The sequence below is a fragment of the uncultured Methanobrevibacter sp. genome (assembly GCF_902770715.1).
In the GTDB taxonomy this organism is placed as follows: Archaea; Methanobacteriota; Methanobacteria; order Methanobacteriales; family Methanobacteriaceae; genus Methanocatella.
In genome coordinates this window covers 1-12251 of the sequence record NZ_CACXTS010000037.1, presented here as the reverse complement: position 1 = coordinate 12251, position 12251 = coordinate 1, and the positions used below count along the sequence as shown (strand labels likewise).

11 protein-coding genes are annotated in these 12251 nt (G+C 33.9%); 4 read left to right on the top strand and 7 right to left on the bottom strand.

Going from position 1 to position 12251, the window contains the following annotated elements; all coding sequences use genetic code 11:
• Window positions 1–25: 25 nt before the first annotated feature.
• Genes QZU81_RS09260 through QZU81_RS09245 form a run of 4 tightly spaced genes read right to left on the bottom strand, consistent with a single transcriptional unit; the run spans window position 26 to window position 2997 of the window.
• Entirely contained in the window at window positions 26–484 is a 459-nt protein-coding gene (locus QZU81_RS09260) for a hypothetical protein (protein WP_295591461.1), read from the bottom strand.
• A 10-nt stretch (window positions 485–494) separates the two neighbouring features.
• Window positions 495–1337 (bottom strand): CBS domain-containing protein, encoded by an 843-nt coding sequence (locus QZU81_RS09255; RefSeq protein ID WP_295591459.1) that lies wholly within the window; start codon window positions 1335–1337, stop codon window positions 495–497.
• A 38-nt stretch (window positions 1338–1375) separates the two neighbouring features.
• Complete coding sequence (locus tag QZU81_RS09250) at window positions 1376–1801, bottom strand: universal stress protein (RefSeq protein ID WP_292823719.1); 426 nt, start codon at window positions 1799–1801, stop codon at window positions 1376–1378.
• 41 nt (window positions 1802–1842) lie between these two features.
• The gene (locus QZU81_RS09245) at window positions 1843–2997 is read right to left on the bottom strand and encodes an amidohydrolase family protein (RefSeq protein WP_295591457.1); all 1155 of its coding nucleotides are present in this window, start codon (window positions 2995–2997) and stop codon (window positions 1843–1845) included.
• A gap of 101 nt (window positions 2998–3098) precedes the next feature.
• Here QZU81_RS09245 and QZU81_RS09240 point away from each other — a divergent pair, with 101 nt between their 5' ends.
• Entirely contained in the window at window positions 3099–3710 is a 612-nt protein-coding gene (locus tag QZU81_RS09240) for a zinc ribbon domain-containing protein (protein WP_292823725.1), read from the top strand.
• A gap of 18 nt (window positions 3711–3728) precedes the next feature.
• Here QZU81_RS09240 and carB read toward each other — a convergent pair whose 3' ends face one another.
• A complete protein-coding gene (gene carB, locus QZU81_RS09235) occupies window positions 3729–6905 on the bottom strand; it encodes a carbamoyl-phosphate synthase large subunit (protein ID WP_295591454.1) in 3177 nt (1058 codons plus the stop codon).
• Between the two features lie 21 nt (window positions 6906–6926).
• A complete protein-coding gene (gene carA / locus QZU81_RS09230) occupies window positions 6927–8009 on the bottom strand; it encodes a glutamine-hydrolyzing carbamoyl-phosphate synthase small subunit (protein ID WP_295591452.1) in 1083 nt (360 codons plus the stop codon).
• A gap of 208 nt (window positions 8010–8217) precedes the next feature.
• On the opposite strand from carA, the gene QZU81_RS09225 reads away from it, so the two are divergent.
• On the top strand, window positions 8218–9738 hold the full coding sequence (locus tag QZU81_RS09225; protein ID WP_295591450.1) for a DEAD/DEAH box helicase: 1521 nt from the start codon (window positions 8218–8220) through the stop codon (window positions 9736–9738).
• Here the strand turns inward: QZU81_RS09225 and nadC are convergent.
• Complete coding sequence (nadC, locus tag QZU81_RS09220) at window positions 9733–10563, bottom strand: carboxylating nicotinate-nucleotide diphosphorylase (RefSeq protein ID WP_295591448.1); 831 nt, start codon at window positions 10561–10563, stop codon at window positions 9733–9735. The genes QZU81_RS09225 and nadC overlap by 6 nt on opposite strands.
• A gap of 68 nt (window positions 10564–10631) precedes the next feature.
• On the opposite strand from nadC, the gene rnz reads away from it, so the two are divergent.
• Together rnz and QZU81_RS09210 are read left to right on the top strand one after the other, a co-directional pair.
• Window positions 10632–11525 carry a ribonuclease Z gene (gene rnz / locus QZU81_RS09215; RefSeq protein WP_295591446.1) on the top strand — a complete coding sequence of 298 codons (894 nt, stop codon included), beginning with the start codon at window positions 10632–10634 and terminating at the stop codon, window positions 11523–11525.
• 9 nt (window positions 11526–11534) lie between these two features.
• Window positions 11535–12251: mechanosensitive ion channel family protein (locus QZU81_RS09210; RefSeq protein WP_295591443.1), on the top strand; the 717-nt coding region annotated here is incomplete at its 3' end.

Genomic DNA, 12251 nt, shown 5'->3' with positions numbered 1-12251 from the left:
AAAAAAAGAATTAAAATATTGAAACTCACTTTTTCATTTCCAGATATTTTTTCAACACAATGTCCGGAGTTTCAATAACATGATCAAAAGTAGTTTCGAATTCTTTAGCTTCAAAATCAGGTTCAACCTTACGAATTCCACTTAACGAAAACTTACCATTTTCTATTTTAAAGCCAATATCATCTGCTGAAACAGAAATTAAATTTACTTCAATTTCTGAAGCTTTATCCAATATTTGATTTGCTTTAACCTCATATTTTAAATTTAATGTTTTATGAGGCATAATCTCATTAATGGTCCTTTTAATTACTGAATCAAAAAGCTCTAGAAATTTTGAAGCCGGAGGCAAGTTATTGGCCCACCAATAAGTAATGACTGAGTTCAAGACAATTTCATGTTCGGCAAAATCATCATATAATCTTGCACGAACACTTAACGCACTGTCTTCAACAAGTTTAATGACCAATACTGGACTAACAGCCATTTTATCACTATTATTGTGAAACTAATGCTTTAATCAAATCACTTGCTCTTACAAGACCGACTAAATCGCCTTCAACACCAATAACAGGAATTTGTTCAATGTTTAAGGATTTCATTTTTTTAGCGCAGTCGGAAACTTTAGTTTTAGAGTTAGCGACTTCCACATTACTTACAGCAACATCACTTACAACTTTATCAGTGAATTTTAAGTGATTTTTTTCAATATATAAAACAGATGTGCTGTCCCAAGACCATTTATCCCCTTCAGTACCTACAGTAGAACTGTGTTCACTTCTTTCAGAGATAATTTCAATTTCGGAAATAAAATCAGTTTCAGTTAAAATACCTGATAATTTAGCATCATCATCTAATGCTAAAATAGATTTTAATCCAAATTGATTCATACTTTCAAAAGCTACGTTTAATGGAGCTTTTTCCCAAGTTGTTGGAACAGTGGTAATCATATAATTTTCAACTACATCATTGATTTCCATTTTAGTTAAAGCTTTAGATACTAAATCAAAGGATGTTATAATTCCAACCAATTCCCCATCATCATTGACAACAGGAACTCTTCTAACATCATTTTCAATCATTTTTTGAGCAGCAACAACTACATCATCGCCAGGATTTACAGTAATTAAATCCCTTGTCATTAACATTGCAATTTGTTCTTCATCAGGATTATTAATTAAATCAGAACGAGTTACTAGTCCTACTAAAATGTCAGTATCTTCTTTAACTACTGGCAATACTGCTTTCTTTTCTTTTCTCATTAAGTCTAAAACTTTATCTCGGTTTCCAGGTACAGAAACACTTACAACATTTTTAGACATTGTTCTTTTAACTAACATAAAAACACCTTTTTACAAAATACAATAATATGGTAAGATTAATGAATTACAAGCACTGCGCATTTAGCTGAATTTACAACCTTATCCGCCACACTACCCATTATAAATCTATCAAATCCAGATTTACCAGAACTACCCATAACTATCAAATCAATATCTTCTTCTTTTGCCACCTCTAAAATAACTTTAGCGGGTGAACCTTCTCTAATTACATGAGTAATCTTTAAATCATTATTGTCATTTAATTCATCGAATTCTTTAAGATTTTCTTCAGATCTCTCTTTGAGAATTTGATTTAACTGGTATACTTCATCATCCAATGGAAGTCCGTTAACAAAATTATTCTCTGTAACACTCACAGCAAAAATTTCGGCTCCGCTGGCCCTGGCTAAAAACAAGGCATGTTTTTCAGCTTTCTTTGCGAATTCTGAACCGTCTGTAGGAACCAATATTCTCTTATACATTGCTAACATCTCCCTATTATGTAGATTTATATTCTACAATATTATACATTAAATTTTTTATTAATAGTATATAATATAGTTTTCGTTTCAGCACGATTTATTATATTTAAAAAAGGATTTTTAGAAAAAGACTTGAAAACAATGAATTCGGCAAAATCATTTTCCACAATCATGGACTTTTGAATTACATCATTAATTTTGAATCCACAGATATTGGTTGTTGGCATCTTTAAAAGCTCAACAGGATTAATATAATCATCATGATAAACAGACATTATTTTTAAGCTGAATTCCAATTCACGAAGCATATTTGGCGAATTCAACATTACATTATCAGTTCCCAAAAGTGGTTTTAAACCCAATTTAACCATATCATTCAAAGGAGCCACACCCACATTTAAAGTGGCATTCGCCCTTGGACATGCAACGACATTAGGATTCATTTTTGAAACCTCATCCAAATCATTGTTTTTAGGATTGGTGAGATGTACCAATTGTGAAAAATTGGTTTTAACACCCTTCTCAATTTCGCTCAAGCCATAGTTATTTAATGACTCAATCTGATTAGATTCGGATTCTGCAACATGGATAGATGAAATCTTACCCTCTTTTTCACATTCTTTGGAAATTATTTCAGCGACATCCATTGTGATTTCTCCAAATCCACTTGGAGCGATACCATCGGCAATTTTAAGAAGTTTGCGAACGGCAATTTTCACTTTGCTTAAATCAGGATCATCACCATAAAAACTATCATCACGACCCAAAATTATCGGTTTAATTGGAATGTCCTGTGAAGCTTTCCTTAAAAGTTCAACACCTTTAATTCCGCCTTCACGATAATCAATAAAATGAGATGTTCCACTACTAACCATGTCCCACATGGAATTCTTCATTGCTTCAATTAATTCATCATCACTAGCTTCAGCCAAAGCAACATGCTTAACCCCATTTGGAGGTTTGACCATTTCACTCAAGGACAATCCATATCCTTCATCTTTAATAATTGAATCTCCAATATGAATATGACCATTAATAAAAGATGGGCAGACAATAGCTCCCTCAACATCGATAATTTTTCCTTCACGAGAATCTTTTCCAATTTCAATGATTTTACCTTCATCGACAACAATATTCTCACGATGTGGAACTAAATTTTCACCTTTTAAAATGATTCCATTAGCTATAGTGAACATTAAAGGAAAATCTAATTTTTTTTATTAATATAATTTTTCATTAAAAAAATTTAAAAATTAAAAAGAAATAATAATAAACTATACTCATTATTTTGATATGATTGCTTTTTAAACCAAAGGGTGATATTATTAACTCTCAAGAAATTCGATACTTCTACAGGAACATTGTAAAAACTGGCGATGTATATAGGGTTAAATATAATAATAAAGATTATGGTGAGTTTAGAAAGCTATCAGATGCATTATATGAAAGAGATGCACTATTTTTTTGTAATTTTGATTATGATTTGCTTGTTGAATGTGATTTGGAAAACAAGTATGAGAATATGGAACTGCCCCCATTTCCTGAAAGAAGGCCTAAAGGCAGAATAAAAGGAACAAAAGTTAACAAAAAGGAAAGGGAAGGTGAAATTCTCTTTGATCATAAAATCCGTAAATTTTTCATTCAGAAAGGAGATGAAATCATCGGGTCATATGACACAATGACCGAAGCATTTTACTATAAAAAATTACTTATGGACAACCATTGGGACAAAAGCGTCCTAAGGACACATGTCAGCGAAAGAATTGACGTCAACATCATCATCGACCCAACCGTCGAATATAAGGTTCAACTGAACTTCTGCCCTAAATGTAAAAACAGACTAAAAATCGGCGAAGAGGAGTGTCCTTCCTGCGGTATTAACATTAAAGAATATCTGTATAAAAATTAAAAAAAGGATAGAGAAAAATTATTCTCCATCAACATACTCGTTTAAAGATTTTACATTGATTTCACTATTTTGAACCGCTTGAATTGCATTTAAAGCAGCTCTTGCACCAGCTAATGTGGTAACATAAGGAATGCCCAATTCAATAGCCAGACGTCTAATGATATAACCATCTTTAGCTGATTGCTTACCTTCAGAAGTGTTAATAATCAAATTGATTTCATTGTTTAAGATTGCATCCCTAATGTTAGGAGAACCTTGGGATACCTTTAAGATTTTTTCAACTGAATCAAGACCTGTAGCATCAGCAGTACCGTCGGTAGCCATGAGCTTAAATCCTAAATTAGCAGCCTTTTCCGCAATAGGTCTGATTTTTTTCTTATCTGTTTCTTTAACACTAATGAAAATTTTACCTTCTTTAGGCAATTCCATTCCAGCTGAAAGTTGGGATTTGTAAAATGCCATTCCATAATTCTCATCTATACCGATACTTTCACCTGTGGATTTCATTTCAGGCCCTAAAACAGTATCAGATTCAGGAAGTTTTAAGAATGGGAATACGGATTCTTTTACAGCAACGTGATCAATTTTGATTTCTTTGGTTAAATTGAAGTCTTTCAATTTAGCACCTTGCATAATCCAAGTTGCAACTTTTGCCAACGGAACACCAATAGCCTTACTTACAAACGGAACAGTTCTACTTGCACGAGGGTTAGCTTCAATAATGTAGACCATTTCCTCATCAAGTTTTACTGCATATTGGATATTCATTAAACCTTTAACATCCAATTCCAATGCTAATTTAGTGGAATTTTCACGAATGGTGTCTAAGATATGTGCTGGAATAGTCTGAGGAGGTATTACGCATGCAGAATCTCCAGAGTGAACACCTGCTTCTTCGATGTGTTCCATGATTCCTGCAATGAATACGTCTTCACCATCACATAAAAGATCAACATCAAGTTCAATTGCATCTTCCAAGAACTTATCCACCAAGATTGGATGGTCAGGAGATACTTTTACGGCTTCTTGCATATATTCCTCAAGTTCATTCACGTCATAAACAATTTCCATTGCTCTTCCACCAATAACATATGATGGGCGCACTAAAACTGGGAATGTGATTCTTTCTGCAATTTCTTTTGCTTCTTCAAATGAATTTGCTGTTCCATATGGTGCTTGATGAATATGCAATTTTTCTAAAAGTTCAGCGAACAATTCTCTGTCTTCTACTCTATCAATACTGTCATATGGAGTTCCCAAGATTTTAACACCGGCATTTGCTAAAGGAACTGCCAAGTTAATGGATGTTTGACCACCAAACTGCACAATGACTCCATCCGGTTTTTCTTGATCAATAACTCCCATTACATCTTCAAAAGTAAGCGGCTCGAAGAACAGTTTATCGGAAATATCATAATCTGTACTTACAGTTTCAGGGTTGTTGTTGATTAAGATTGTTTCAATTCCATCTTCTTTTAAAGCTAAAGAGGAGTGTACACAGCAGTAATCGAATTCAATACCTTGACCAATTCTAATTGGCCCTGCACCGAGAATGACAACTTTTTTCCTTGTTGTGGAAGTTAATTCATTACCTACATCATAACTACTGTAGTAGTAAGGAGTTTTTGCTTCAAACTCTGCAGCACAAGTGTCTACCATTTTATAAGATTGTTGGATATTGTATCTTGAAAGTAAATTTCTAATGTATTCTTCAGTTTGACCTGACAAGGTAGCTAACCTTTTATTGGAAAATCCTAATTGTTTTGCTTTTCTTAAATAGAACTCATCATCAAGTTTTTCAGCGGTAACGTCATTTTCAAAGTTTACGATGTTTCTGATTTTGTATAAGAAGAAATTATCAATCTTGGTGAGTTCCCTTATCTCGTCAATGTCCATTCCATCTTTAATGGCTGAGTAAATTTGGAAGTAAATAATATCGGTAGGTTTTGCCAAGTCTTCTTTGGACCATTCCACATATTCAAATCCATCAAAGCCCATGTCAAGTGACCTGAGTGCTTTTTGGAATGCTTCCTCAAAGGTTCTTCCAATAGCCATCACTTCACCTGTTGCTTTCATCTGAACTCCAACTTCACGGCTGACTCCTTTAAATTTATCAAACGGCCATCTTGGGATTTTAATAACCACATAGTCGATAGCCGGTTCAAAAGAAGCAGGGGTCTCTTTTGTAATATCGTTCTTAATTTCATCCAATGTCAGACCTAATGCCACTTTTGATGAAATTTTAGCGATTGGATAACCTGTTGCTTTTGATGCAAGTGCACTACTTCTAGATACACGAGGGTTTACTTCAATAACTTTGTATTCATCAGTTTCAGGGTTAAGTGCAAATTGAATGTTACATCCACCTCTGATTCCTAATGCGCGAATAATTTTAATAGATGCATCCCTCATCTTTTGGATGGTTTCATCACATAAATTTTGAATAGGTGCAACAACAACACTGTCCCCGGTGTGGATACCCATAGGGTCAATGTTTTCCATAGTACATACAATGATACAGGTGTCTTCCTTATCCCTCATTACTTCAAATTCTATTTCTTTCCATCCGAGAACGGATTCATCAATGAGAACTTGGTTAATGAAACTCATATCCAATCCATGGTTTGCAATTTCAATTAACTCTTCTTCATTGTGAGCGATTCCACCACCGGTCCCACCTAATGTGAATGCCGGCCTTACAATGACCGGATAACCGATGTCCTCTACTGCTTTAAGAGCATCTTCCACACTTTCAACAGCATGACATTTTGGAATTTCCTCACCGATTTCTTCCATAAGATTAGCGAATAAGTCACGGTCCTCCACATCCTTGATTGTCTGAACATCAGAACCTATGACCTTAATTCCTTCCAATAATCCTAAGTCTCCAAGACCTGTTGCAATATTTAATCCGGTTTGTCCACCCATGGTTGGTAAAATAGCATCAATATCTTCTTCTTCTATGATTTTTGCAACTACTTCTGGAGTTAATGGTTCGGTATAAACAGTATCTGCCATTCCAAGGTCAGTTTGTATTGTAGCTGGATTACTGTTAACGAGTACTGTTTCAATACCTTCTTCTCTTAGTGATTTACATGCTTGTGAACCTGAATAATCGAACTCTGCAGCCTGTCCAATCTGAATAGGTCCAGAACCAATAATTAATACTTTTTTAATATCTTTATCAACTGGCATATGTAATCCTCATTAAATTTTTTAATAATCATCCATCATTTGATTAAATTCGTCAAAAATGCTTCTTGTATCGTTTGGACCAGGACCCGCTTCAGGGTGGTACTGTATACAATGTAAAGGTAATTCCTTATGTGAAATTCCTTCTGGAGTTCCATCATTTAAGTTAATTTGGGTTAAAACTAAATCAGTTTCTTTTAATGATTCCTTATCAATGGTAAATCCGTGGTTTTGTGATGTGATAAATACTTTTCCAGTTGCCAAATCTTTAACCGGCTGATTTTCACCTCTGTGCCCAAATTTCATTTTATAGGATCTTGCTCCAAAGGATTTTGCGATTAATTGCTGACCCATACAAATACCGAAAATAGGTAACCTGTTTGATAACTTTTTCATTGTCTCAATTGTTTCAGATACTCTATCAGGGTTTCCAGGCCCTGATGTAATCATCAATCCGCTTGGAGAGTAATCCAAAACAGTTTTATAATCAGTATCATAAGGGAATAAAATAACACCAATGCCCCTTTCTAAAAGTGAGTTTATGATATTCTTTTTAACACCGCAGTCAATTAAAGCAACTTTTTTATCTGCATCTTCATTGAAAATTTTAATTTCCTTAGTAGATACCAAAGGCACTACATCCCTATCTTCAATACTTGGCTGTGAACGAGCCATTTCAAGCAATTCATCATCAGGAACATCTTCAGTTGTTATTGCTGCTTTAAGTGAACCTCTTTCACGAATCTTAAGTGTTAAATCACGGGTATCGATTCCACTAATTCCAGGAGTTTCAAATTCATTTAAAAATTCATCTAATGTTTTTTGAGGTCCAAAATTAGAAACTTCACGACAAACCTCACGACAAACAAAACCTTCAACCTGAATCTTATCAGATTGGTACCACTCTTCACTTACGCCATGATTTCCTTCCAATGGGTAAGTGGACATTAAAATCTCTCCTCTAAAAGACGGGTCAGTTAAAGATTCAGTATAACCTCCCATACCTGTGGAAAAAACGAGTTCTCCCAATTTGGTGGTCTCATAACCGAATGCTTCTCCTTTTAAAACAGTTCCATCTTCCAAAGCTAATTTAGCTATTTTCACCATTAAATCACCATCATAAAAAACATAGAATTACATTCTATCTTTAATATATATTATTTTACTATATTATTAATCTTTGTTTTTTGGATATTTTATCTATGAATTTAAAAAAAAGAATTCAGAAACACAAAATAATAATGCTGAAAAATTGAAAATTTTTTAATAAAAACATCAATATATTTATTATAGAAAAAGAAAAGGGAAAAGAAATATGGATTCCGAATCTAAAAACCTGATGAGAAAACAACTGAAAAATCCAAAGGATTATGCCAGATTCAAAAAGCTGATTAACGATACAAAAGCCTATGATGTTCCAACATCCTTAACAGGCGAGTTAAGACCCTATCAGAAAATAGGCTATTCCTGGCTGGTTCAAAACATCAAGTATAACTTTGGGTGCATATTGGCTGATGACATGGGGCTTGGAAAGACAATCCAAGTTTTGACCGCCATCCTTCATTTTAAAGAAATCAACCCTCTGGATAATGAACCATCATTAATAATTGTACCTCCAACACTGATATCAAATTGGGAAAATGAAATAAACAAATTCACTCCAGAATTAACCTATTACATTTACCACGGATCCAATAGGACATTCCCCTTTGAAGATTATGATATCATATTGACCTCTTATGGAGTTATCCGACTCGATTTGGATATGTTTTTGGACAAAACATGGTTCATATGCGTTATCGATGAAGCGCAAAACATTAAAAATCCAAATACCCAGCAAACAAAAGCAATAAAAAGTGTTCCGGCATTGAATAAAATTGCATTGACAGGAACACCCATTGAGAATAAATTAACGGACTATTGGTCAATATTCGATTTTGTAAATAAAGGATATTTATCAAGCCTGGACAATTTTAAGGCAAATTATGTAATGAGAATAGAAAGGTTGGAAGAGACAAAAACCTTGGAGAAATTCAAAACGATAACAAAACCTTTTGTTTTAAGACGCCTGAAAACCGATGACAACATCAAAGATGAGCTTCCCGACAAAATCATTAATGACATCTACTGCACCCTAACAAAAAAACAGATCAGATTATACAATGCAATTATGGACGGCATTTTTGAAGATTTGGAAGGAAAAACAGGTATTGAAAGAAGAGGAATTATTTTAAATATCATAACTGGATTAAAACAAGCATGCAATCACCCGGCACAATATCTGCATTCAGACAATCCGAAAATCACCGAATCCGGAAAAATGGAATTGCTGATTACAATCTTGGAAAATATTCTGGATGTTGATGAAAAAGTCATAATATTTACCCAATATGCCCAAATGGGTGAAATCATACAAAAATTGGTTTCCAAAAAGTTAAAAACAGAAGTGTTGTTCCTGCATGGTTCATTAACACAGCAAAAAAGAGACAAAGTGATAAGCAAATTCCAAGAAGACAAGGATTGTAAAATTTTAGTCGCTACACTGAAAACCGGAGGGGTCGGATTGAACTTGACTGCTGCACAGAATGTGATTCATTACGATTTGTGGTGGAATCCTGCAATAGAAAACCAGGCAACAGACCGTGTGCATCGAATTGGCCAGAAAAGCGATGTGATGGTTTACAGGTTCATCACCAAAGGAACCATTGAGGAAATAATTGATGAAATGAGTAAGAATAAATTAAATCTGGCTGAAAAAGCAATAAGCCATGACGAGACATTCATTACCGAAATGAGTAATGAAGAATTGAAAGAAAAATTATCCTTGAGATTATGAACTTTCAATCCTCAAGCTAAAATTCAAGCTTCTGGATGAATGTGTCAAAGCACCAATAGAAATGATGTCTACACCATATTCGACATAGTCAAGAATATTATCCTCAGTAATGCCACCAGACACTTCAATCAATGAATTTTGACGAATATTGAGTTTTTCAAGCTCTTCAATGACCTCTTTAACTTCCACTCCAGACATATTATCAAGCATGACAATGTCAGCTTTATTTTCTACGCATCTTATTGCATCTTCAAGAGTTTCCACTTCAATTTCTATTTTTTTAGAAAAACTAGTATTCTCTTTTGCTTTTAATAGTGCATCGAGCGGAGAATCGCAAACTGCAATATGATTGTCCTTAATTAACACCATATCATCCAAACTGAAACGATGAGTATCGGCACCGCCAACATTAAGCGCATATTTATCGAATTTGGCTATTGCTGGAGAAGTTTTGCGAGTTCCTGCAATCTTTACGTCATAATCCTTTACTAGATTTGCATAATAATGAGCTGCAGTAGCTACACCGCTCATTCTCATGGATAAATTAAGCACTGTTCTTTCAAGAAGCAGAATTGTCCTAGCATCACCTTTCATGGAAATTATCAAATCACCTTTAGAAATCTCGCTTCCGTCCTTTAGCCAAAAAATGACTTTGACTCCATATTCCTCTAAAACACTGCGAATAACATCAATACCTGCTAGAATTCCTTCATCTTTTGAAATAATATATGCATTAACTTCTTTATTTTCTTCAACAACAGCATTTGAAGTAATATCTCCAAATCCTTCATCTTCTTCTAGCATATATTCAATAATTTTATCCAAAAAATCACCTAAAATTTAATAATTATTATTAATATATACTATTTTTAATTAATAAAATAAGTGATTACATGGAAATAATATTTTTAGGAACTTCATCTGCAGTACATTCATATAATCGAAATCACCCTGCAATAATCTTAAAAGCATTCGGTGAGACATTTTTATTTGATTGTGGTGAAGCTACCCAAAGACAGTTAATTTTTGCAAAGGTAAGCCCCATGAAAATATCCAAGATATTTTTAAGCCATTATCATGGAGACCATATTTTAGGCCTTCCCGGATTAATCCAATCAATGAATTTTAGAGGGAGAGAAAAAAAATTAACAATTTATGGTCCTAAAGGATTATATGACCTGAGAGATGCATTATTTAATCTGGGCTATTCTAAAATTGAATTTCCAATTGAATTTATTGAAATCGATTCTGAAACGGTTGAATCAACAGATGAATACATTATCAAATCCCAACACGTGAACCATAATGTTCCCTCTTTAGCTTATTCAATAGAGGAGTTAAAAAAACCAAGATTCCTTCGTGAGAAAGCTATTGAACTTGGCGTGCCGGTCGGACCTGATTTTGGACGTCTGCACAATGGCGAAGAGATTGAAGTTGATGGAAAAATAATCAAACCGGAACAAGTTTTGGGACCTCCAAGAAAAGGAAATAAAATCGTTTATTCCGGAGATACAACCCCCTGCAAAGAAATGGTTGAGTTTGCAAAAGATTCAACAATCCTTATCCATGAATCAACTTATATGAGTGAGGATGCTGACAAAGCCGAAGAAAATTTCCACTCAACATCTGCAGATGCCGCCGAAATAGCCAAGGCATCCAATTCAAAGGAATTAATATTAACACATTTCAGTACAAGATACAAAAAAACTGATGAAATGTTAAAGCAAGCCCAAGATGTTTTTGAAAATACAAAACTGGCCAATGATTTTATGAGAATTGATGTTTAGGAAGATAATATGAATTTTTCAATTGCCCCCGAAAATCCGATGATCCTTATTTATATCCTGATAGTCATTATTATTGCAACATTGATAACAAGAATTATAGCCTATATAATGAATAAAATGGATCGATTTCATAAAAATAAAGCTGCAATATACCTTGCAAGAGATATAATTAACTACATAATCTATTTTATAGCATTGATGATAATACTGCAATTCTTTGGAATAAACCTTGCAGGAACTTTATTGAGTTTGGGAATTGTAGGTATTGCAGTGAGTTTTGCGGCAAAAGACATCATATCCAATTTATTCTCAGGAATAATCCTGATTATTGGAAAAAGTATCCAAGTTGGAGATACAATCGAGATAAATAATAAGAAGGGAGTTGTTGAAAGAATCAGCCTTAGATCAACAACAATTATTGACGACAACGGAATTAAAGACATCATTCCGAACTCAACATTGACCAATTATCCTTATTTGCAATATAAACTTCCCGAAAAATATAGGGTGGACATTATGGCCGGACTTGCTTTGAACAAAGACATTGAGGAATTCAGCAAGTACATTACTGAAAGAATCTCAGAGTATGATGGAATACTTGATGATCCGAGGCCTAATGTCTATGCCAAAGAGATAACTTTTGAAGAAAGCAAAGTGAAAATATCATTTTGGGTAAAAGATTATAATAGTAAAGATAAATATAAATTAATAATCACAAATGAAATT